Here is a 20,269-nt window from a genome sequence, read left to right as displayed (position 1 = left end):
GATTCCATGATCATCGGACCGTCGGCGCGGTTAGTATCCCCGCCATGAGCAGCCGCACGGGGGCGCCGGCCCTCCTCTCCCGGGACGCCGAGCTGTCCGCACTCGCCCGGGCCCACCGCGAGGCGGCGGCCGGCGAGCCGGTCACCGTGCTGGTCGGCGGCGAGCCGGGCATCGGCAAGACCCGGCTGGCCACCGCCTTCACCGACGGACTGCCCGACCTGGTGCTGACCGGCGGCTGCCTGGCGCTCGGCGCCGACGGGCTGCCCTACGCCCCGTTCACCGCCGTGCTGCGCCGCCTGCTGCGCGCCCACGGCCCGGCCTGGCTGGCCGCCCGGCTGCCCGGCACCGGCCCGTACGCGCTCGCGCACTGGCTGCCGGGCCTCGGCGAGCCCCCCGCCGACGACCGGCGGGCCCGGCTGTTCGAGGAGGTGCTGGCCCTGCTGGAGGCCGCGGCGGCCGACCGCGGCCTGGTGCTGCTGCTGGAGGACGTGCACTGGGCCGACCCGGCCAGCGCCGAGCTGCTGCTCTTCCTGGTCCGCAACCTGGCCGCGCCCCGGATGCTGCTGCTGGTCACCCACCGCGACACCGGCCTGGACGAGGACCACCCGGTGCGCGCCCTGCTGGCGGCACTGGACCGGCTGCCCCGGGTGCACCGGGTGGACCCGGGCCCGCTCACCCCGTCCGACCTGCTGGTGCTCGGCGGCGCCGGGCTCCCCGCCGCCCGGCTGGCCGAGGTGCACCGGCTCAGCGGCGGCAACCCGCTGTTCGCCGCCGCGCTGCTCGACTCCCCCGGCGACCGCACCCCCGTGCCGCTGCGCGAGCTGCTGCTGGCCGGCGTGCGCGAACTCCCCGAGCCGGCCCGGGCCGGGTTGCGGGCCGCCGCGGTGTTGGGCGAGCCGGTCGGACCGGCGCTGCTGGCCACCGTCACCGGGCAGCCGGAGCCGGAGCTGGAGGCCGCGCTGCGGCCGGCCGTGCGGCGCGGGGTGCTGCTGGCCGGCGAGGAGGGCTACGCGTTCCGGCACGCGCTGCTGCGCTCGGCCGTCGCCGAGGAGCTGCTGCCGGGCGAGCGTCGGCGGCTGCACGCGGCCTGCGCCCGGGCGCTGGCCGCCGACCCCGCGCTGGTCCCGCCGGGCCAGGCCGCGGCGGCGCTGGCCCTGCACTGGCACGCCGCCGGCGACCGGGCGGCGGCCTACCGGGCCGCCTGGACGGCCGCCGCGGCGGCCCGGGCCGGCTGCGCCTACGGCGAGGAACTGCGGCTGCTGGAACGGATGCTGGACGACCCCGGGCAGCCGGAACCGGGACGGGAGGAGGTACTGCGGGCGGCCACCCGGGCCGCGCTGGACGCCCGGGCCCCGGCCCGCGGCCTGGAGCTGGCCGACGCCGCGCTGGCCGTCACCGCCGAGCCGGCCGAGCGGGCGCTGCTGCTGGAGACCCGCAGCCTGCTGAAGCACCGTCAGGGCCGGGACGGGCTGGACGACCTGCGGGAGGCGCTGGCGCTGCTGCCGTGCGGCACTCCGGCGGTGCGCGGGCGGCTGCTGGCCACCCTGGCCAGCCGGCTCGCGGTGCTCTCCCGGCACCGGGAGGCGGCCACGGCGGCGGCGGAGGCGCTGCGGCTGGCCGAGGCGGCGGAGCAGCCGGCGGTGCGGGCGCTGGCCCTGGTCGCGCTGGCCGCCGACCACTCCCGGGCCGGCCGGCACGCCGCCGCCATGGCGGACTGCGCCGAGGCGGAGCGGCTGGCCGCCGCGGCCGGCGACGACGACACGCTGCTGCTGGTCGCCGTGATGCTGACCATGGCGCACGCGGGAGCCGGCGACTACCCGGAGGCGGTGCGCACCGCGGAGCGCGGGCTGGCGCTGGCCGTGCGGCGCGGGCTGGCCGGCAACCGCGGGGCCGTGCTGGCCTCGATGCTGGGCGACGCGCTGGTCCGGCTGGGCCGCTGGACCGACGCGCGGGCCGTGCTGGACGGAGCGCTGGCGGAGCAGCCGCCGCCGCTCTACCGGTCCGTGCTGCTCACCACCCGGGGCCTGCTCGACCTGGCCGAGGGGGACCCGGCGGCGGCCGCGGCGGCCGCCGGGACGGCCGCGGGACCGTTCGAGAGCGGCTACTCGGGACGCGCGTTCCGGCTGCCGGAGCGGGAGTTGGCGGTGCTCTGCGCGCTGGCCCAGGGTGACTGGGCAGCGGCGGACCGGCTGCTCGGCGAGGTACTGGCCGACCCCGAGCTGGCCGAACACCCGTTGTCGGCCTGGCCGTTGCTGCTGGCCGGGCGCCACGTCGGCGAGCTGGGGCTCGCGCTGGGTGTGCGGCAGCCGGAGGCCGCGGCGGTGGTACGGCGGCGGGACGGCCAGCTGCGCCGACTGGCGGCGGCACTGCCGGTGCCCGGACCGGTGCAGCGGGCCGAGCGGGCCACCGCCACGGCCTGGGAGGACGGCGACTGGACGGGCGCGGTGACCGCCTGGCGGGAACTGGGCCACCCGTACCCGCTGGCCCAGGCGCTGCTGCGGGCCGGCGAGGCGGCGCTGGCGGCGGGCGACCGGGCGGGGGGCGCCGAACTGCTGCGGGAGGCGGGCGAGCTGGCCGCCCGGCTGGGCGCCGGGCCGCTGGCCGGACGGATCGCGGAGCTGACCGCCCGTGAGCGCCTGGCGGGCGCCGCTGCGGACCGGCTCGGGCTGACGCCGCGTGAGCTGGAGGTGCTGCGGCTGGTGGCGCAGGGGCTGAGCAACCGGGAGATCGGCGAGCGGCTCTTCATCTCGGCGAAGACGGCGGGGGTGCACGTCTCCAACCTGCTGCCGAAGCTGGGCGCCGCCTCCCGCACGGAGGCGGCGGCCCTGGCCCACCGGCTGCGGCTGGTGGACTGACCCTCAGCTCACGGAGCCAGCACCTTGGCCACGAAGGCGTCCAGGTTGGCGCGCAGGCGGTCGCACTGCTGCTCCAGCGTCAGCGACTCCTGGATCCGGCCGCCCGTGCCGAACGGCTGGCGGCGGCCGCGGATGTAGAGCGAGCAGGCGAGGTCGGTGCACATGTAGGCGCCGACCGAGTTGCCCTCGCGGCCCGCCGCGCCGGCCTTGCGGGCGGCGAGCAGCGAGACGCCGTTGCCGCTGTGCAAGGTGAGGCAGAGGCTGCAGATGTTGCTGCGCAGGAAGCCGCGCTGCTGGGCGGAGAAGCGCAGCGCCAGCCCCGTCAGCCCGCCGTCCCGCTCCAGCACCAGGTAGCTGCGCTCCGGCGCGCCCGGGTCGCGCCAGCCGAGGAAGTCCAGTTCGTCCCAGGGCTGCTCGGCCAGGTCGCGCGGGAGGTTGAGCCGCTTGGCCTCGCCCTTGGAGCAGTTGACGAAGGAGGCGCGGATGTCCTGATCGGTGACTGGCTTCATGGCAGCGACTCTAAATTGCCTAGAGACTCTAGGCAAAGGAATAACTGCTCTAGGCTGGGCGGAGCCACCGCCGACACCCCGTCAGACCACCGCGCGCAGCAGCACCCCGCCGTTCTCCCGCACCGACAGCTCCCGCAGCGCGGCCAGGGGCGTGAACCCGGTCCGCGCCCGCTCGGCCGCCCGCGGCGAGGCCCCGACCGGATGCGGGGCGCCGTCCTCGTCCGCCACCAGCAGCACCGACTTCCCGTCCTGCTCCAGCTCCAGCGTCAGTACCCGCCCGGCGCCGAGCACCAGGTACTCCAGCGAGGCCCCGTGCAGCCGGGCGGCCAGCACCGCGGCCGCCGGCGCCTTGGCCGGGTCGGCCAGGTCGCATCGGCCACCGTGCAGCGCGGCGGTCTCGGCCACGGCGTCCGCCAGGCACTCGGCGATCGAGCGGTCCGGACGGTCGGTCAGCCGGGCCAGCAGGTGCACGCCGAGCCGGCGGACGAACCAGGCGGTGCCGTGCCGGCACTCGGCGGAGGGCGCGGCGGCCGCGGGGCGGCCGTCCAGCAGCACCACCGCCTCGGGGGTGGCCGCGGCGAAGCCCAGGCCCGGCGGGGTCGGCACGGCGGCCAGCTCTACCTGCATGGCCCCAGTCTGCGCCGCCCGGGCCGCCGGCGGACAGCGCCCGGCCGCGGTTCGCCCGGACGGGGCGGCCCCGGCGGGTCGGCTGGAAGCACGTTCGAAGGTCGCCTAGGTTCATAGAACGGACATTTCACACTAAGGCGGGCGAACGCACATGTGGTGGGAAGCGATCCTGGTCTCCGTGGCGTCCCTGGGTTTCCCCACCCTGGCGCTGCTCTACTTCATCGGCGGACCGAACTACCGCGACCGGCCCGCCCGGAGCGGCGGAAAGTGACGGCACGTCGGCCGCGCGGCATGACACAGTGACTCCAGCACCAGCGCAGCCTTACGTCCAGGAGGTTCGGATGACCAGCACCGAGGCAACCGCGGCCGAGCCGCAGGAGGGCCCCGGCGACGCAGCCGCCGAGCCCGCCGCCGCCCCCGCCGACGACGACGTGAAGGCCAAGTTCCTGGCCGCCCTGGAGCGCAAGCACGGCGCCAAGGGCGCCGCCGGCGGCGGCAAGTCCGGCGACTCCAAGATCCACGGCACCCACGGGGCGGCGGGCGGCAAGCGCACCTTCCGCCGCAAGAGCGGCGGCTGACCGCCCCGGGGAACGCAGCGGTGCCCGCGGCTCAGGCCGCGGGCACCGTCGTCCCGTCCTCCGCCTCCGAGCTGAGCAGCAGCTGCACCGAGCGGCGGGCCCGCTGGTACGGGGTCTCGTCACCGTGCAGCAGGGAGAGCGCGTTGGCCATCTCCAGGTAGCTGGTCAGTTCGAAGGCCAGCTGCTCCAGATCGGCGTCGGAGCGCAGTTCGCCGGCGGCTCTCGCCGCCTTCAGCTCCTCCAGCACGATCCGCTGCCAGGCCAGGCTGGCCTCCGCCAGGGCGTCCCGCACCCGGCCCGGCTGGGCGTCGAACTCCGCGCCCACCGCGTAGAAGAAGCAGCCGCCGGGGAAGACCCGGGTGCGCGAGTACTCCAGCCACTGCACGGACAGCGCCCAGATCCGGCCGATGCCCGACGGCAGTGGCTGCACCGGCGCGAGCACCGCGTCCCAGTAGATCCGCTGAGCGGCCCGGACGGTGGCCAGCTGCAGCTCCTCCTTGGAACCGAAGAGCGCGAACACCCCGCTCTTGCTGAGCTCCAGCTCGGTGGCCAGCCGGCCGAGCGACAGGCCGCCGAGTCCCTCGACCGAGGCGATCGCGACCGCGCGCGAGAGCACCAGCCGCCGGGTCTCGTTGCCCTTCTGCACCCGGCCGTCCGTCGTGGGATCCGTCACTGCCCACCACCGTCTTTCCCGTGAAACGCGGCAGCGGGGCGCCCGCGCGCACTGCTCCGCACACTGCTTTCCCGCCAGCGTAAAGGCTGATACGGATGGTGCGGCACACGAAAACCCCTCAGTAACCCTCACTCACCAGGGAGTGTTCGCATGACCGGACCCGACCCGCTCGACCTGCTCGCCGTCGGCGACCTCCTCACCGAGGAGGAGCGGCTGATCCAGGCCACCGTGCGCCGGTTCACCGACGACCGGATCCGCCCCGAGATCGGCGACTGGTTCGAGCGCGGGGTCTTCCCCGCCCGCGAACTCGCACCCGAACTGGGGCGCCTCGGACTGCTCGGCATGCACCTGGAGGGCTACGGCTGCGCCGGGGCCGGCGCGGTGGCCTACGGCGCGGCCTGCCTGGAGCTGGAGGCGGCCGACTCCGGGCTGCGCAGCTTCGTCTCGGTGCAGGGCTCGCTGGCGATGCGGGCGATCCACGCCTTCGGCTCCGAGGAGCAGAAGCAGCAGTGGCTGCCGGAGCTGGCCGCGGGGCGGGCGATCGGCTGCTTCGGGCTGACCGAGCCGGACTTCGGCTCCGACCCGGCCGGGATGCGCACCACCGCGCACCGCAAGGGCGACGACTGGGTGCTGAACGGCACCAAGATGTGGATCACCAACGGCAGCGTCGCCGACGTCGCCGTGGTCTGGGCGCAGACCGAGCAGGGCGTGCGCGGGTTCCTGGTGCCGAGCGGCAGCCGCGGCTTCACGGCGACCGACGTGCACGGCAAGCTCTCGCTGCGCGCCTCGGTCACCAGCGAACTGCACTTCGACGGGGTGGTGCTGCCCGGCGACGCCGTGCTGCCGGAGGTCAACGGGCTGCGCGGGCCGCTCTCCTGCCTGAACGAGGCGCGCTACGGCATCCTCTGGGGCACCGTGGGGGCGGCCCGGGACTGCTACCGGTCGGCGCTGGAGTACGCCAAGAGCCGGGTGCAGTTCGGCCGCCCGATCGCCGGCTTCCAGCTCACCCAGGAGAAGCTGGTCGAGATGGCGCTGGAGCTGGAGAAGGCCCATCTGGTGGCCTGGCGGGTCGGCCGGCTGAAGGAGGCCGGCGCGGCCCGTGCGGCGCACATCAGCTTCGGCAAGCTCAACAACGTGCGCACGGCGCTGGAGATCGCCCGCAGCGCCCGGACCGTGCTGGGCGCCAACGGCATCACCACCGCCTACCCGGTGCTGCGGCACGCCAACAACCTGGAGTCGGTGCTGACCTACGAGGGGACCAGCGAGATCCACACCCTGGTGCTGGGGGAGGCGATCACCGGGACGGCGGCCTACCGCTGATCACTTGTTGAGGTAGGACGTGCGGTCGTGCTCGTCCGCCAGGAACGGGACGGACTGGAACCAGACCACCCCGCACTGGCGGCAGCACGGCTCGTCGGTGCGGCCCCACTCGGTGGAGTCCCTGGTGGCCGAGCCCTCGGCCAGTTCGCGTCCGCACAGGCCCGTGTGCTTCTCGTCCTGGACCATGTGCCACTGCTTCACCGGGCCGGTTCGGCCCTGGTCGCCGTACTCGGCGTACATCCGATGCAACATGTATCCACAGTGCGCCCGGTCCGGGGCCGACGCTAGGCGAGTGGGCCGGGCAGGCTCAGGAGGCGGCCCGCAGCACCGGGTCGGCCGGGCGGCGCAGGTGCTTCTCGAAGCTGACGATCGCGCCGCGCTGGGGGTGGTTGTGCAGCCGGACGTGGTCGGTGAGGGCGCGGATCAGGAAGAGGCCGCGGCCGCTCTCGGCCGCGGGGTCGGGCAGGTGGTCCAGGTCCGGCAGGCGCAGCGCCGCCGGGGTGGCGGCGCGGGCCGGCAGGACGTGGGTGTCGTAGGCGGTGGCGCGGGGGCGGTGCGCCGGGCCCGGGGCGGGGAGCGAGGCGCGGCCGCGGCGGCGGCGCGGGCGGCCGTGCGGGGCGAGCACGGCGGCACCCCCGGCCGGGGGCTGGCAGGGGGCGGCCACCGGGTGCGGCGGGCGCAGCAGGCGGGGGCCGGCGGGCAGGCCGGGGCCGGAGTCGACCACCTCGATCCGCAGCAGTTCGCCGTCCAGCGCCGCGGTCACCTGGAAGCCGTCCCGGCCGCTCGCGTGCTCCACCGCGTTGGCGCAGGCCTCGGTGAGGGCCAGCGCGAGGTCCTGGGCGACCGGGTCCGCCACTCCGGCCGTGGCCAGGGTGTTCAGCAGGATCCGCCGGGCGAGCGGCACGCTGGCCGGTTCGCGCTTGAGATGCAGAGTCCACCAGATGTCCACGACCGGTCCCTCCTGGCTCGGGCTCCACATACAACTAGGTATTGCCTCGCCTGAGCGCGGTGAACCGTGGGTCGGCGGGCGGACCGCCCGTTCGGCGGATGGACCTCGGCGGCGTGGCGTGCCCCGCGGCGCGCGGCACCGGACGCGCGCCGCGGCCGAAGGAGTTGTTCCGGCCCGCCGTCCCACCCGCCCCCGGTGCGGCGGCGGCCCGATGAGATGATGTCCCGGCCATGAGCAGCCACCGCCCCGCCCCGCAACCGGGCACCGCCGAGCCGGCCCCCCGGGCCTGCGGCGTGCCCGCGCGGCCCGGCGGCGCGGGCTGGGACCTGCGGCTGCTGCGCGCGGTGCCGTTCGCCCTGGTCTGCACGCTGATCGCGGCGCTCGGCCACCACCTCGCGCAGGGCGGCCCGGTGGCCCCCGGCACGCTGGCGGCGGGCTTCGCCGCCGTGCTGCTGCCCGCCGCCGCGCTCGGCGGCCGGGAGCGCTCGCTGGGCGGCATCGCGGCCGTGCTCGGCCTCGGCCAGCTCGGCCTGCACCTGCTCTTCCACGCCGCCGGGCACGCCGCGATGGGCGCCGGCCTGACGGTGGACCAGGTGGCCGGCCGGCTGGTCTGCAACGACATGCCCGGGATGCGCGGCACCCTGCCGGCCGGCACCGACGCGGCGGCCCTGGTCGGCGCGGCCGGCCTGGACCCGCACGCCTACCAGGCGGGCGCCCCGATGGCGCACGCCGGACCGTGGTGGCTGCTCGGCCTGACCCCGCTGATGCTGCTCGGCCACCTGCTGGCCGCGGCCGTCGCGGGCTGGTGGCTGCGGTGCGGCGAGGCGGCCGTCTGGCGCGCGGTGCGCAGCACCGGCCGGGCGGCCCGCGAGCTGACCCGCTGGACGGCGCCGCTCTACCGCGCGCTGGCGCTGCTCAGCGCGCTGCTGGGCCTGCGGCCGTCCGGGGCGCCGAGCCGGCCGCGGCGGCGCACCGAACGGCACCGGCTGCCGTTGGCAGTGGTGCTGCGGCACAGCGTGATCCGGCGCGGGCCGCCCGCACCGGCCTGGGCGCGCTGAGCCACACCCGACTGCGGGGGCGGCACCGGCGCGCCACGCGCCGTTGACCGCAGCACCCCACAGTCCCGGGGCACCCGTGTGCCCCGCCCCAGATGGAGATCGCCACGATGCGTTCGCTTCCCGCCCGCCGTCTCAGTGCCGGCGCCGTCCTGCTCGCCGCCGGCACCGTGCTGGCCACCGCCGTGCCCGCCTTCGCGCACGTCACCGTGCAGCCCGGCACCGCCACCCAGGGCGGCTACACCGCCGTCGCCTTCCGGGTGCCGGACGAGAGCGACACCGCCAGCACCGTGAAGCTGGAGGTCAGCCTCCCGACCGACCACCCGATCGCCTCGGTCTCCACCCAGCCGCTGCCGGGCTGGACCGTGCAGGTGGACAAGAGCCAGCTGCCCAACCCGATCAAGACCGACGACGGCAGCATCACCACCGCCGTCTCCAAGATCACCTGGACCGCCGACGCCACCGGCAAGATCGGCCCCGGCCAGTTCCAGGAGTTCAAGGTCTCCTTCGGCCCGCTGCCCGGCGACACCGACCAGCTGGTCTTCAAGGCGCTGCAGACCAAGGACGACGGCACCGTGGTCCGGTGGATCGACGAGGCCAAGGAGGGCCAGCCCGAGCCGGCCCACCCGGCGCCCGTGCTGAAGCTGACCAAGGCCGCGGCCACCGCCTCGCCCGGCCCGGCCGGCCAGGTGACGGCCTCCCAGGACGGCGCGGCCGCCGGCACCGCCTCGGCGAAGTCCGACGACTCCACCGCCCGCACCCTGGGCGTGGTCGGCATCGTGGTCGGCGTGATCGGCGCCGGGCTCGGCGTGCTCGGCCTGCGCCGCAAGGGCTCCGCCTCCTGATCCGCCGCCCGCCGGGGCCGCCGCCGACCGGCGGCCCCGGCGGGCCCCCTCCCGCGCACCCGCACGCGATCCCGAAGGACCCACGCCATGCCCCTGCCGACCGCCCCGCGCCGCCGCCTCGCCGCGGCCGCCGCCCTCGCCCTGACCGCCGCGCTCTCGCTGACCGCCTGCGGCTCCGGCACGCCGTCGAACTCCGGCGCCGCCGCCGTCGTCTCCAAGGAGGCCAGCAACTCGCCGTACCAGGGCACGGTGCTGGGCAAGCACTTCGACAAGCCGGACCTGACCCTGAGCGACACCAGCGGCCAGCCCTTCGACCTGCGCCAGCGCACCGCCGGCAGGACCACCCTGCTCTTCTTCGGCTACACCAGCTGCCCGGACGTCTGCCCGACCACCATGGGCGACATCGGCGTGGCGATGCAGAAGCTGACGGCCGAGGAGCGGGCCAAGATCGACGTGGTCTTCGTCTCCACCGACCCGCAGCGGGACACCACCAAGGTGCTGCGCACCTGGCTGGACTCCTTCGACAAGGACTTCATCGGCATGACCGGCGACCTGGACAAGGTGAAGGCCGCCGCCAAGTCGCTCGGCGTCCTGGTCGAGGACCCGGTGGTCAACAAGGACGGCACCGTCACCTCCTCGCACGGCGCGCAGGTGCTGGCCTTCTTCCCGTCCGACGACAAGGCGCACGTGCTCTACCTGAGCAACACCAGCCAGGACGTCTTCGCCCACGACCTGCCGCTGCTCGCCAAGGGGGTGCCGGCCTGATGGCCCTCCGGTTCAACCGACTGGCGCTGGCCGGCGCCGGCCTGGCGGCCGTGCTGACGGCCGGGGCGATAGCCGTGGCCGACGGCGGCTCGGCGCGGTCCGGGCCGGCCGTGGCGCTCAGCGTCGCCGACTCCTACATCCCGCTGCCGCCCGGCGACGGCATGGCGGCCGGCTACCTGACGGTCCGCAACACCGGCTCCAGCCAGGACACCCTGGTCGGGGTGAGCAGCCCGGGCGCCAGCTCGGTCACCCTGCACCGCTCCACCGACACCAGCATGGCCGAGGTGGCGAGCATGGACGTGCCGGCCCGCGGCACCCTGACGCTGGCCCGCGGCGGCGCGCACCTGATGATCATGGGGTGGCAGAAGCCGCCGGCCGTCGGCGACCAGCTCGAACTCGACCTCACCTTCGCGAAGGGCGGCACCATCGCCGTCCGGGTTCCGGTCAAGCCGCTCACCTACCGTCCCGGGAGCTGACCCACCGATGCGCAAAGCCCTTGCCTGGTTCACCACCCTGACGGCCGCGCTGCTCCTGCTGCTGGGCAGCGCCGGCGCCGCCAGCGCGCACGCCGCGCTGCTGCGCACCGATCCGGAGCAGAACTCGGTGGTGGCGACCGAGCCGGCCGCCGTCACGCTCACCTTCAGCGAGAGCGTGACGCTCTCCGGCGACTCGGTGCGGGTGCTCGACCCGGCCGGCAAGCAGGTGGACACCGGCAGCCCGGGCCACGCGGACGGCAAGGGCGACACCGCCACCGTCGGGCTGCGGCCGGGCCTGGGCAACGGGACCTACACGGTGGCCTGGCGGGCGGTCTCGGAGGACACCCACCCGGTCGGCGGGGCGTTCACCTTCTCGATCGGCGCGCCCTCCGACACCAGCGTCAACCCGGCCACGGTGCAGGGCGAGAACGCCGACTCCACGGTGGCCGCGCTGTACGGGACCGGGCGGGCGGTGGCCTACGGGGCGTTCGCGCTGCTGGTCGGGGTGGCCGCGTTCGTGCTGGTCTGCTGGCCGCGCGGGGCCGCGGTGCGGGCGGTGCAGCGGCTGCTGATGGGCGGCTGGGTGGCGCTGCTGGCCGCCACCGTGGCGGTGCTGCTGCTGCGCGGGCCGTACGAGCGCGGGACCGGGCTCGGGCAGGTGCTGGACCTGACGCTGGTGCGGTCCACGCTGAACGAGCGGCTGGGCACGGCGCTGGCGGCCCGGCTGCTGCTGCTGGCGGCGGGCGGGGTCTTCCTCTCGCTGCTGGTCGGGCAGCTGGGCGCCGAGAGCACGGACCGGCCCGAGGACGGGGAGGCGCTGGACCCGGAGGAGCGGGAGCTGCGCGAGTTGGAGCGGCGGGCCGCCGAGCGGCCGCAGCGCGAGGCGCGGATCGCGCTCGGGGTCGGCGGGCTGCTGCTGGCCTTCGGGCTGGCGGCCACCTGGGCGGCGGCGGACCACGCCGCGGTGGGCATCCAGGTCGGGCTGGCGCTGCCGTTCGACCTGCTGCACCTGGTGGCGATGGCCTGCTGGCTGGGCGGGCTGGTGGCGCTGCTGGTCGGGCTGCGGCACGGGGCCGGGGCCGCGGTGGCGGCGCGGTTCTCCACGGTGGCGATGGTCTCGGTGGCGGTGCTGGTCGGGACCGGGATCTACCAGGCCTGGCGGGGCGTCGGCTCCTGGTCGGCGCTGACCGGCACGGAGTACGGGCAGCTGGTGCTGGTCAAGGTCGGGCTGGTGGTGCTCATGGTGGGCACGGCCTGGTTCTCCCGGCGCTGGACCGGGCTGCTGCGGACGGCTGGGCCGGCCGCGGGCGCGCAGGAAGTCGAGCCGGCCGACGTCCCGGTCACCGAGGGCGACACCGGGAGTGAAACCGGGGCCGAGGACGAGACCGCCCCCGAGCGGCGGGCGCAGCTGGAGCGGCAGCGGGCCGCGCTGGAGCGGGCCAAGGTGCGCCGGGCCCAGGAGGGCTCCCCGGTGCAGGCCGGGCTGCGGCGCTCGGTGCTGGTGGAGGCGGCGATCGCGGTCGGCGTGCTGGTGGTGACCACGATCCTGACCAACTCCCCGCCCGGCCGGGTGGCCGGGCAGCTGACCGGGGCCGCGGCTCCGGCGGCCGCCGGCACGGCCGCCCCCGGCGGCGGGCAGCCGGTCCAGCTGAAGCTGCCCTACGACACCGGCGGCAAGGGCCCGGGCGGCAAGGGCACCGCCACCCTGACGGTCAGTCCGGCGGCGGTCGGCGGCAACCAGCTGACCCTGGTGGTCGCCGACTCCTCGGGCGCCCCGGTCGACGTGCCGGAGACCCAGGTCTCGTTCACCCTGCCGGACCGCGACCTCGGGCCGCTGCCGGTCGCCCTGGTCAAGAACGGCACCGGCACCTGGACCGGCACCGCCCAGCTGCCGATCGCCGGTGAGTGGGTGGCCGCCGTGGTGGTCCGGTCCGACGACATCGACCAGGACACCGAGACCAAGCAGCTGACCGTCCGGTGACGCACCGTCACCGCCGCCAAGGCAGGAGCACCCGATGAAGTACGCCGGCTTCTCCCGCCGCGCCCTGATCGGCGGGGCCGGCGCCGGCCTGGCCGCCGGGGCCGCGGCGGGCGCCTTCGGCCGGGCCGTGGCCGTGCCCGCGCAGCCGCACCCGGTGCGGCTCGGCGCGGCCCGGGTGGAGTTCCACGGGCCGCACCAGGCGGGCATCCTGCAGCCGCAGCAGGCCCGGGTGGAGCTGGCCGCGCTGGACCTGGCCCCCGGCGCCACCCGGCAGTCGGTGCAGCAGCTGTTCCGGCGGTGGACCGCCACAGCGGGCAGCCTGGCGCTCGGCGAGCCGGCCGGGCCGGACGAGAACCAGGTGGCGCTGGACGCCGGCCCCAGCTCGCTGACCGTGACGCTGGGCCTGGGTGCCGCGTTCTTCGACCGGCTCGGCCTGACCGCGCGGCGGCCGCCCCAGCTGGCCGCGCTGCCGGACTTCCCGCAGGACGCGATCGACCGCGCGCGCAGCGACGGCGACCTCTTCCTCCAGGTCGGCGCCGACGACGCGCTGGTCGCCTTCCACGCGCTGCGGGTACTGCAGCAGCAGGCGGCCGGCACCGCGACCGTGCGCTGGCAGATGTCGGGCTTCTCGCGCTCCCCCGGCGCGACCGCGCAGCCGCGCACCGGCCGCAACCTGATGGGCCAGGTCGACGGCACCAACAACCCCAAGCCCACCGACCCCGACTTCGCCGCCAAGGTCTTCGCCACCGGCCCGGACTGGCTGGCCGGCGGCAGCTACCTGGTCTTCCGCCGGATCCGGATGCTGCTGGACAACTGGGAGAAGCTGTCGACGGACCGTCAGGAGCGGATCGTCGGGCGGCGGAAGTCGGACGGCGCGCCGCTCTCCGGCGGTACCGAGACCACCCCGGTGGACCTGGCCAAGCAGGGCCCGGACGGCGGGCCGGCGGTCCCGCCGGACGCCCACGTCCGACTGGCCGCGCCGGCCTCCAACGGCGGTGCGGCGATGCTGCGGCGCGGCTTCTCGTACGCGGACGGGGTGCGGGCGGACGGCGCGCCGGACGCCGGGCTGCTCTTCCTGGCGTTCCAGGCCGACCCGGCGCACGGCTTCGTGCCGGTGCAGCGCTCGCTCTCGCGCGGGGACGTGCTGACCACCTTCCTGCGGCACGAGGCGAGCGGGCTGTACGCGGTGCTGCCCGGGGTGCCGGACGGGGGCTACCTGGGGCAGGCACTGCTGGAGTCCTGACCGCAGCGCCCGTCGAGGCCGGCCGGAGCCCCGGCGGCAGGGCCGCTGGAGTCCTGCCCGCAGTCCGGGACGGCGCCCCGGCGCCGCCGCGGACTGACTAAGGTGGCAGGCCAGAACGGCGACGGACGACGCAACGGAGGCTCGGACATGTCGGCCACCCGCTACACCTACCTCGGACCCGCCGGCACCTTTACCGAGGCCGCGCTGCACACCCTGCCGGAGGCGGCCACCCGGGAGCTGGTCCCGCTGCCCTCGGTGCAGGCGGCGCTGGACGCGGTGCGGGTCGGCGAGGCGGCGGGCGCCTTCGTGGCGATCGAGAGCTCGGTGGAGGGCGCGGTCACCGCGACCGCCGACGAGCTGGCCACCGGCGCGCCGCTGATGATCTACCGCGAGGTGCTGCTGCCGATCACCTTCGCGCTGCTGGTCCGCCCGGGCACCGGCCTGGCCGACGTCAAGCGGGTCACCAGCCACCCAGTGGCCCAGCCGCAGGTGCGCCGCTGGCTCGCCGAGAACCTGCCGGACGCGGTCTGGGAGCCGGCCTCCTCCAACGCCGAGGGGGCCCGGCTGGTCCAGGACGGGCAGGCGGACGGCGCCTTCGCGGGCGAGTTCGCCGCCGCGCTCTACGGCCTGGAGGCGCTGGCCACCGAGATCCACGACGAGGCCAGTGCCACCACCCGGTTCGTGCTGGTCGGCCGGCCCGGGCGGGTCTCCTCGCCGACCGGGGCGGACAAGACCTCGATGGTGGTCTGGCTCGGTGACAACCACCCCGGTGCGCTGCTGGAACTGCTGCAGGAATTCGCGGTGCGCGGGGTCAACCTGATGCGGATCGAATCCCGGCCGACCGGGCAGGGGCTCGGGAACTACTGCTTCTCGCTGGACTGCGAGGGGCACCTGACCGAGCGGCGGGTGAGCGAGACGCTGATGGGGCTGAAGCGGATCTGCCCGCAGATCCGCTTCCTCGGCTCCTATCCGCGGGCCGACGGGCGCGAGCCGACGGCGCGGCAGCCGGGCACCTCGGACGAGGACTTCGACCAGGCCGCCGACTGGCTGTCCCGTTGCCTGGACGGGCGCGGCGAACGCTGAACCCGTCGGCGGGCGACCGCCGAGTTGTCCACAGGCTGCTCGCCGCCCCGGGTGGATCCACCGCCCGGGGCGGTCGGCTGTCCACAGTCATCCACAGTTGTGCACAGGGGCGCTGACCCGGTAGTTATCCACAGGTCTGGGGATGAGTCGACAAAACGGCTAAGCCACTCCCAGGTCCGGTCGGATCATCGGGAAGCGCCGTAGATCGGACTCATGGCACCAGAGTCACCCTTGTGCCGACAAATCACCCGTCCGAGTGGACTAATTCCCTCGACTGTGCAGGCGAATCCGGGTTTGAAACCCGGATATCGCAGAAATGGCCTGAGAGTTTCCCGACAGCCCGGAAATCCACAGGGTTCCCGAACCGCCTGTGGACAGAAGCGCGACGGCGATCTTCACGGCGCGGTTATCCACAGGTTATCCACAGGGCGGTCGGCTGCCCGGTAGGCTGGCCCCGTGATTGACCTTCGCCTGCTCCGTGAGGACCCCGACCGAGTGCGCGCCTCGCAGCGCGCCCGTGGAGAGGACGTCGACCTGGTCGACGCCCTGATCGCCGCCGACGAGCGCCGCCGCTCGTCGGGCAGCCGCTTCGACGAGTTGCGCAACGAGCAGAAGGGCCTCGGCAAGCAGGTCGCCAGGGCCCAGGGCGAGGAGAAGGCCGCCCTGCTGCAGCGCACCAAGGAGCTGGCCGCCGAGGTGAAGGCCGCCGACGCCGAGCAGAGCGAGGCGAAGGAGGAGGCCGAGCGGCTGCTCCGCTCGCTCGCCAACCTGCTCGACCCCGCCGCCCCGATCGGCGGCGAGGAGGACTTCGTCACCCTCGAGGAGATCGGCACCCCGCGCGACTTCGCCGCCGAGGGCTTCGAGCCGCGCGACCACGTGGAGCTCGGCTCGCTGCTGGGCGCCATCGACATGGAGCGCGGCGCCAAGGTGGCCGGCTCCCGGTCCTACTACCTGACCGGTGCCGGCGCGCTGCTGGAGCTGGCCCTGGTGAACATGGCGATGGCCCAGGCCACCGCGCTGGGCTTCATCCCGATGATCACCCCGGCGCTGGTCCGCCCGGCGGCGATGGACGGCACCGGCTTCCTCGGCCAGGCCGCCGAGAACGTCTACCACCTGCCCCAGGAGGACCGTTACCTGGTCGGCACCAGCGAGGTCCCGCTGGCCGCCTACCACATGGACGAGATCCTGGAGGCCGGCCAGCTGCCGCTGCGCTACGCGGGCTTCTCCTCCTGCTTCCGCCGCGAGGCCGGGACCTACGGCAAGGACACCCGGGGCATCATCCGGGTGCACCAGTTCGAGAAGGTCGAGATGTTCGTCTACACCACGCCGGAGGAGGCGGAGGCCGAGCACCGCCGCCTGCTCCAGTGGGAGAAGGACTTCCTCAACGCGCTGGAGCTGCCCTACCGGGTGATCGACGTCGCCTCCGGCGATCTGGGCGCCTCCGCCGCCCGGAAGTTCGACATCGAGGCCTGGATCCCGACCCAGGGCAAGTACCGCGAGGTCACCTCGACCTCCAACACCACCGAGTACCAGTCCCGCCGGCTGTCGATCCGGATGCGCGAGAGCGGCCAGGTCCGTCCGCTCGCCACCCTGAACGGCACCCTGGCGGCGATCCCCCGGCTGATCGTCGCGCTGCTGGAGAACCACCAGCAGGCCGACGGCAGCGTGGTGCTGCCCGAGGCGCTGCGGCCCTTCATGGGCGGCCGGACCACGCTGGACCCGGTCAAGTGACCGCGCTGCCGTACCGGCTGGTCGCCACCGACCTGGACGGCACGCTGCTCACGCCCGAGGGCACCGTCACCGAGCGCACCGTCGCCGCACTGGCCACCGCCGTGGCGGCCGGCGCGGTGCACATCGTGGTCACCGGCCGGTCGGCCTCCTGGGCCCGGCCGGTGCTCGACCGGGTCGGCTACACCGGCCTGGCGGTCTGCGGCCAGGGCGCCCAGGTCTACGACTCGGGTGAGCACCGGCTGCTCACCTCGATGACCCTGGACCGGCAGGTGGCGGCGCTGGCGCTGGAGAAGCTGTCCGCCGAGGTCGGCCCGCTGGCCCTGGCGGCCAGCCGGGACGGCGTCGAGGGCGAGGTGGTCGCCACCGCCGGCTACCGGCTCTCCAACCCGGACCTGCCGGTGCTACGGGTCGAGGAGCCGCGCGAGCTGCTGACCGAGCCGATCAGCAAGATGTACGTCCAGCACGCCGAGCTGACGGACGACCAGCTCTGCGAGACCGCCCAGCGGGTGGTCGGCCAGCTGGTCACCCCCGTGGTGGCCGGTCCGGCCATCGTCGAGCTGCTTCCGCTGGGCCTGTCCAAGGCCACCGGCCTGGCCGTCGCGGCCCGCCGGCTCGGCCTGGCCGCGGCCGACACCATCGCCTTCGGCGACATGCCCAACGACCTGCCGATGTTCCGCTGGGCCGGCTACGGCGTGGCGATGGGCAACGCCCACCCCGAGCTGCTGGCGATAGCCGACGAGGTGACGCTGAGCAACGCCGAGGACGGCGTGGCCGTGGTGCTGGAGCGCCTGTTCCGCTGAGGCGGCCCGCAAGGATTCGCACGAACGGAGGATCCGGGGGAGCACTCCCCCGGATCCTCCGTCGCGTTCCCGGCCCTGTGCGGCCGATGGAATCGCCTGTTCCAGGGCGATTTGCCGCGTGATTGACGCCCCCTCAGGGCCGCTCCGCTCCCGGCTCCCGCTCCGGCCCGCCCGGGGGCCGCGGCCAGTGCGGCCAGCGGGCCGCCGGGGCCGTATGACAATCACGGAACACTTGCTAAGCTGCGCAACTGTTGCAACCACTCAGCGTGCTCGGCCGTCTTCAGTATGAGGACGACACGAGCCGCGCTCCGACGGCGGAACCGGACCGGGGGGTCGCTGGGGCACCATGGTGCGACCGGCGAACGGCGGACGGTCGCCCGAGGCGGCTTCCGGCGTTGCCGGCCGATCACAGAGGCAGGAAGCATGGCAGGACAGCGGGTACGCGCACCCGAGGGCGGGGCCACCGGACGTGGGACCGCCGGTCATGGCCGTCCGCCTGCCCAGCGGCGGGCCCCGGAGGGGCAGCCGGCCGGTCACCGGGCGGCCGGCCACCGCGAGGAGGACCGGCGGGCGGCCGCCCCGCAGCAGGGCGGCCGGGCGCAGCAGCGCCGCGCGGACGCGCGCCGGACGGCGCGCGGGGGTGCGGCGCAAGCCCGCCCGTTCAGCGGTACGGCGCTGCTGCTGGCGGTCGGCCTGCCGGTGCTCGGCGGACTCGCGGACCAGCTCCTCGGCCTGGGCATGGCGGGCTGGGGACTGCTGCTGTGCAGCGTGCTCGGCACCGCCGGGGCGGCCTGGACCTGCAGCCGGGCCGGCTGGTGGTGGGTGCTGCCCGCGCCGCCGCCGATAGTGCTGCTCGTCACGGCCGCCACTGCCTACCTCGCCCACTCGGACGACTACAAGGGCAGCAAGAAGCTCGCCACCGGCGCCGCCAAGTGGGCCATCCAGGGGTTCCCGGTGATGCTGTACGCCATGGGCGCGGCGCTGCTGGTCATCCTGGTGCGCACCGTCCGAGACCGAAGGAGCCCCCGTGGCTGAGCAGAACGGCCCCCGGGCCGCCGGCCGGCGCAAGTCCGCGTCCGGGTCCGGGCCCGCGTCGAGCCGCCGTCCCAAGCCGCTGGTGATGGCCGGGCGCACGGCCGCCTGCGCGACCTCGCTGGCGGTGCTGGGCACCTGCGGCTTCAGCTGGTACGCCTACACCTCGCTGACCGACGGCCTGACCACGTCCAACGCGCTGGACGACATCAAGAAGGCGGCCCCGCCGCACCTGGACAACTCGGTCAACCTGCTGCTGATCGGCCTGGACAGCCGCAAGGACATGAACGGCAACGACCTGCCGGGCCAGTTCGTCCAGGACGAGCTGCACGCCGGCTCCAGCAGCGACGTCGGCGGCTACAACACCAACACCCTGATGGTGATGCACATCCCGGCCAACGGCGGCCAGGTGACCGCGATCTCCATCCCGCGCGACGACTACGTGCAGACGTACGAGGCCGACGGCCGGATGCACAAGATCAAGGAGGCCTACGGCATCGCCAAGTCGATGTTCGAGTCCAGGAACTCGGGCAAGGGCCTCTCCAAGGCGGACATGGAGAAGCAGAGCCGGGACGCGGGCCGCAAGGCCACCCTGGCCACCGTGCAGAAGTTCCTCGACATCCCGATCGACCACTTCGCCGAGGTCAACCTCAAGGGCTTCTACGACATCGCGCAGGCGGTCGGCCCGATCCAGGTCTGCCTCAAGCGGGCCACCAAGGACCCGGCGATGACCGGCCAGGGCTCGGGCGCCGACTTCCAGGCCGGCGTCAACACGCTGAACGCCGCCCAGGCGCTCTCCTTCGTCCGCCAGCGCCACAACCTGGTCAACCCGAACGACCCCAGCGACTTCGGCGACTTCGCCCGCACCCACCGCCAGCAGGCCTTCATCTCCTCGGTGATCAAGAAGCTGAAGGACCAGGGCGTGGTGGGCGACTTCAACAAGATGCAGGGCCTGTTCGGCGTGGTGAAGCAGGACGTGGTGCTGGACGACCGGTGGAACGTGCTCGACTTCGCCCAGCAGGCGCCCAACCTGGCGGGCGGTCACGTCACCGCGATCACCCTGCCGATCGCCGGGTTCGCCACGGTGGACGTGGGCGGCACCAAGGAGGACGTCAACAAGGTCGACCCGGCGCAGGTCAAGAAGATCGTCGACCAGCTGACCGGACACGACGCGCCTGCGGGCAACACCGTGGACAGCGGCTCCACGGCCGCGCCGTCCCCGGCCGCCCCGCCTCCCGCGGCGCCGAGCGCGGGTGCGGGCGCCAGTGCGAGCGCGGGCGCGAGTGCCAAGGCGACCGGGACCGTGGACGTCGTCAACACCTCCACCGTCTCCGGCGCGGCCGGCAGTGAGTCCAAGGCCCTGGTCGCGCTCGGCTTCACCCCGGGCAGGGTCGGCCAGGGCACCAGGCAGGGCACCACCACGGTGCTCTACGGCACGGGCGAGAAGGACGCGGCCTCCCTCGTGGCCGCCCGCTACAACGTGACCGCGACCCCGAGCAGCACCGTGAAGGCCGGCCACATCGAGGTGCTGCTCGGCGCCGACTACACCGCCCCGGCCGGCTCCGGCGCCGCCTCGGCCGCCCCGAGCACGGCGGGCACCGCCGGGGCGAGCGCCCCCGCGGCGGACCCTGCGAGCGTGCAGCAGGTCGGGCCGGCGGTGCAGATGGGCGGGATCGCCTGCGTGGACTAGGGGTGGGGCGCGGGTGTGCTGGGGGCCGGGCCGGAGGGCGCGGCCCCGCGCTGTAGG

The 20,269-nt window shown here is 75.1% G+C and carries 19 protein-coding genes; 14 read left to right on the top strand and 5 right to left on the bottom strand.

Translation table 11 applies throughout. The annotated features are described in order from the left end of the window. Positions 1-44: 44 nt before the first annotated feature. Positions 45-2,855 (top strand): ATP-binding protein, encoded by a 2,811-nt coding sequence (locus ACFYNO_RS38235; RefSeq protein WP_388022609.1) that lies wholly within the window; start codon positions 45-47, stop codon positions 2,853-2,855. An 8-nt stretch (positions 2,856-2,863) separates the two neighbouring features. On the opposite strand, the gene ACFYNO_RS38230 is transcribed toward ACFYNO_RS38235, so the two are convergent. Together ACFYNO_RS38230 and ACFYNO_RS38225 are read right to left on the bottom strand one after the other, a co-directional pair. Then, positions 2,864-3,364 carry an FBP domain-containing protein gene (locus tag ACFYNO_RS38230; protein ID WP_388022606.1) on the bottom strand — a complete coding sequence of 167 codons (501 nt, stop codon included), beginning with the start codon at positions 3,362-3,364 and terminating at the stop codon, positions 2,864-2,866. 81 nt (positions 3,365-3,445) lie between these two features. Beyond that, entirely contained in the window at positions 3,446-3,991 is a 546-nt protein-coding gene (locus ACFYNO_RS38225; protein ID WP_388022603.1) for a hypothetical protein, read from the bottom strand. A gap of 341 nt (positions 3,992-4,332) precedes the next feature. Here ACFYNO_RS38225 and ACFYNO_RS38220 point away from each other — a divergent pair, with 341 nt between their 5' ends. Beyond that, entirely contained in the window at positions 4,333-4,569 is a 237-nt protein-coding gene (locus ACFYNO_RS38220) for a DUF5302 domain-containing protein (RefSeq protein WP_388022600.1), read from the top strand. Between the two features lie 31 nt (positions 4,570-4,600). Here ACFYNO_RS38220 and ACFYNO_RS38215 read toward each other — a convergent pair whose 3' ends face one another. Continuing rightward, entirely contained in the window at positions 4,601-5,242 is a 642-nt protein-coding gene (locus ACFYNO_RS38215; RefSeq protein ID WP_388022597.1) for a TetR family transcriptional regulator C-terminal domain-containing protein, read from the bottom strand. Positions 5,243-5,392: 150 nt separating this feature from the next. Between ACFYNO_RS38215 and ACFYNO_RS38210 the strand changes: the two genes are divergently transcribed. Beyond that, positions 5,393-6,562 carry an acyl-CoA dehydrogenase family protein gene (locus ACFYNO_RS38210; protein ID WP_388022596.1) on the top strand — a complete coding sequence of 390 codons (1,170 nt, stop codon included), beginning with the start codon at positions 5,393-5,395 and terminating at the stop codon, positions 6,560-6,562. Here ACFYNO_RS38210 and ACFYNO_RS38205 read toward each other — a convergent pair whose 3' ends face one another. Together ACFYNO_RS38205 and ACFYNO_RS38200 are read right to left on the bottom strand one after the other, a co-directional pair. Next, positions 6,563-6,814, bottom strand: coding sequence for a hypothetical protein (locus ACFYNO_RS38205; protein WP_388022594.1), 252 nt, complete (start codon positions 6,812-6,814; stop codon positions 6,563-6,565). A gap of 55 nt (positions 6,815-6,869) precedes the next feature. Beyond that, a complete protein-coding gene (locus tag ACFYNO_RS38200; protein WP_388022591.1) occupies positions 6,870-7,511 on the bottom strand; it encodes an ATP-binding protein in 642 nt (213 codons plus the stop codon). 230 nt (positions 7,512-7,741) lie between these two features. Between ACFYNO_RS38200 and ACFYNO_RS38195 the strand changes: the two genes are divergently transcribed. The 11 genes from ACFYNO_RS38195 (at position 7,742) to ACFYNO_RS38145 (ending at position 20,212) form a co-directional block, all read left to right on the top strand. Further along, positions 7,742-8,569 (top strand): hypothetical protein, encoded by an 828-nt coding sequence (locus ACFYNO_RS38195; protein ID WP_388022588.1) that lies wholly within the window; start codon positions 7,742-7,744, stop codon positions 8,567-8,569. 107 nt (positions 8,570-8,676) lie between these two features. Further along, positions 8,677-9,411 carry a YcnI family protein gene (locus ACFYNO_RS38190; RefSeq protein WP_388022585.1) on the top strand — a complete coding sequence of 245 codons (735 nt, stop codon included), beginning with the start codon at positions 8,677-8,679 and terminating at the stop codon, positions 9,409-9,411. 87 nt (positions 9,412-9,498) lie between these two features. Next, on the top strand, positions 9,499-10,176 hold the full coding sequence (locus tag ACFYNO_RS38185; protein ID WP_388022583.1) for an SCO family protein: 678 nt from the start codon (positions 9,499-9,501) through the stop codon (positions 10,174-10,176). Further along, positions 10,176-10,652, top strand: coding sequence for a copper chaperone PCu(A)C (locus ACFYNO_RS38180; protein WP_388022581.1), 477 nt, complete (start codon positions 10,176-10,178; stop codon positions 10,650-10,652). The genes ACFYNO_RS38185 and ACFYNO_RS38180 overlap by 1 nt, the downstream gene beginning before the upstream one ends. 7 nt (positions 10,653-10,659) lie before the next feature. Then, a complete protein-coding gene (locus tag ACFYNO_RS38175) occupies positions 10,660-12,633 on the top strand; it encodes a copper resistance CopC/CopD family protein (protein WP_388022580.1) in 1,974 nt (657 codons plus the stop codon). Between the two features lie 34 nt (positions 12,634-12,667). Next, positions 12,668-13,876, top strand: a complete 1,209-nt coding sequence (efeB, locus tag ACFYNO_RS38170) for an iron uptake transporter deferrochelatase/peroxidase subunit (RefSeq protein ID WP_388022578.1) — start codon at positions 12,668-12,670, stop codon at positions 13,874-13,876. 147 nt (positions 13,877-14,023) lie between these two features. Further along, entirely contained in the window at positions 14,024-14,959 is a 936-nt protein-coding gene (pheA, locus tag ACFYNO_RS38165; protein ID WP_388022576.1) for a prephenate dehydratase, read from the top strand. A 456-nt stretch (positions 14,960-15,415) separates the two neighbouring features. Continuing rightward, the gene (gene serS, locus ACFYNO_RS38160; RefSeq protein WP_388022575.1) at positions 15,416-16,690 is read left to right on the top strand and encodes a serine--tRNA ligase; all 1,275 of its coding nucleotides are present in this window, start codon (positions 15,416-15,418) and stop codon (positions 16,688-16,690) included. Then, entirely contained in the window at positions 16,687-17,490 is an 804-nt protein-coding gene (locus ACFYNO_RS38155; protein WP_388022574.1) for an HAD family hydrolase, read from the top strand. The genes serS and ACFYNO_RS38155 overlap by 4 nt, the downstream gene beginning before the upstream one ends. Positions 17,491-17,913: 423 nt before the next feature. Then, complete coding sequence (locus ACFYNO_RS38150; RefSeq protein ID WP_388022572.1) at positions 17,914-18,525, top strand: DUF6542 domain-containing protein; 612 nt, start codon at positions 17,914-17,916, stop codon at positions 18,523-18,525. Next, positions 18,518-20,212, top strand: coding sequence for an LCP family protein (locus ACFYNO_RS38145; protein ID WP_388022571.1), 1,695 nt, complete (start codon positions 18,518-18,520; stop codon positions 20,210-20,212). Before ACFYNO_RS38150 ends, ACFYNO_RS38145 begins: the two co-directional genes overlap by 8 nt. The last annotated feature ends 57 nt before the right edge of the window (positions 20,213-20,269 follow it).

Source organism: Kitasatospora sp. NPDC006697, assembly GCF_042869935.1.
GTDB lineage: Bacteria > Actinomycetota > Actinomycetes > Streptomycetales > Streptomycetaceae > Kitasatospora.
Note: the sequence above shows the minus strand (reverse complement) of the source record. Positions and strands in the feature narration are given on the sequence as shown.

Coding starts and splice junctions, on each gene's coding strand:
- ACFYNO_RS38150 (WP_388022572.1), top strand. CDS start 17,914: ATGGCAGGACAGCGGGTACGCGCACCCGAGGGCGGGGCCACCGGACGT.
- pheA (WP_388022576.1), top strand. CDS start 14,024: ATGTCGGCCACCCGCTACACCTACCTCGGACCCGCCGGCACCTTTACC.
- ACFYNO_RS38185 (WP_388022583.1), top strand. CDS start 9,499: ATGCCCCTGCCGACCGCCCCGCGCCGCCGCCTCGCCGCGGCCGCCGCC.
- ACFYNO_RS38230 (WP_388022606.1), bottom strand. CDS start 3,364: ATGAAGCCAGTCACCGATCAGGACATCCGCGCCTCCTTCGTCAACTGC.
- ACFYNO_RS38235 (WP_388022609.1), top strand. CDS start 45: ATGAGCAGCCGCACGGGGGCGCCGGCCCTCCTCTCCCGGGACGCCGAG.
- ACFYNO_RS38225 (WP_388022603.1), bottom strand. CDS start 3,991: ATGCAGGTAGAGCTGGCCGCCGTGCCGACCCCGCCGGGCCTGGGCTTC.
- ACFYNO_RS38180 (WP_388022581.1), top strand. CDS start 10,176: ATGGCCCTCCGGTTCAACCGACTGGCGCTGGCCGGCGCCGGCCTGGCG.
- ACFYNO_RS38175 (WP_388022580.1), top strand. CDS start 10,660: ATGCGCAAAGCCCTTGCCTGGTTCACCACCCTGACGGCCGCGCTGCTC.
- ACFYNO_RS38190 (WP_388022585.1), top strand. CDS start 8,677: ATGCGTTCGCTTCCCGCCCGCCGTCTCAGTGCCGGCGCCGTCCTGCTC.
- ACFYNO_RS38195 (WP_388022588.1), top strand. CDS start 7,742: ATGAGCAGCCACCGCCCCGCCCCGCAACCGGGCACCGCCGAGCCGGCC.
- ACFYNO_RS38220 (WP_388022600.1), top strand. CDS start 4,333: ATGACCAGCACCGAGGCAACCGCGGCCGAGCCGCAGGAGGGCCCCGGC.
- efeB (WP_388022578.1), top strand. CDS start 12,668: ATGAAGTACGCCGGCTTCTCCCGCCGCGCCCTGATCGGCGGGGCCGGC.
- ACFYNO_RS38210 (WP_388022596.1), top strand. CDS start 5,393: ATGACCGGACCCGACCCGCTCGACCTGCTCGCCGTCGGCGACCTCCTC.
- ACFYNO_RS38205 (WP_388022594.1), bottom strand. CDS start 6,814: ATGTTGCATCGGATGTACGCCGAGTACGGCGACCAGGGCCGAACCGGC.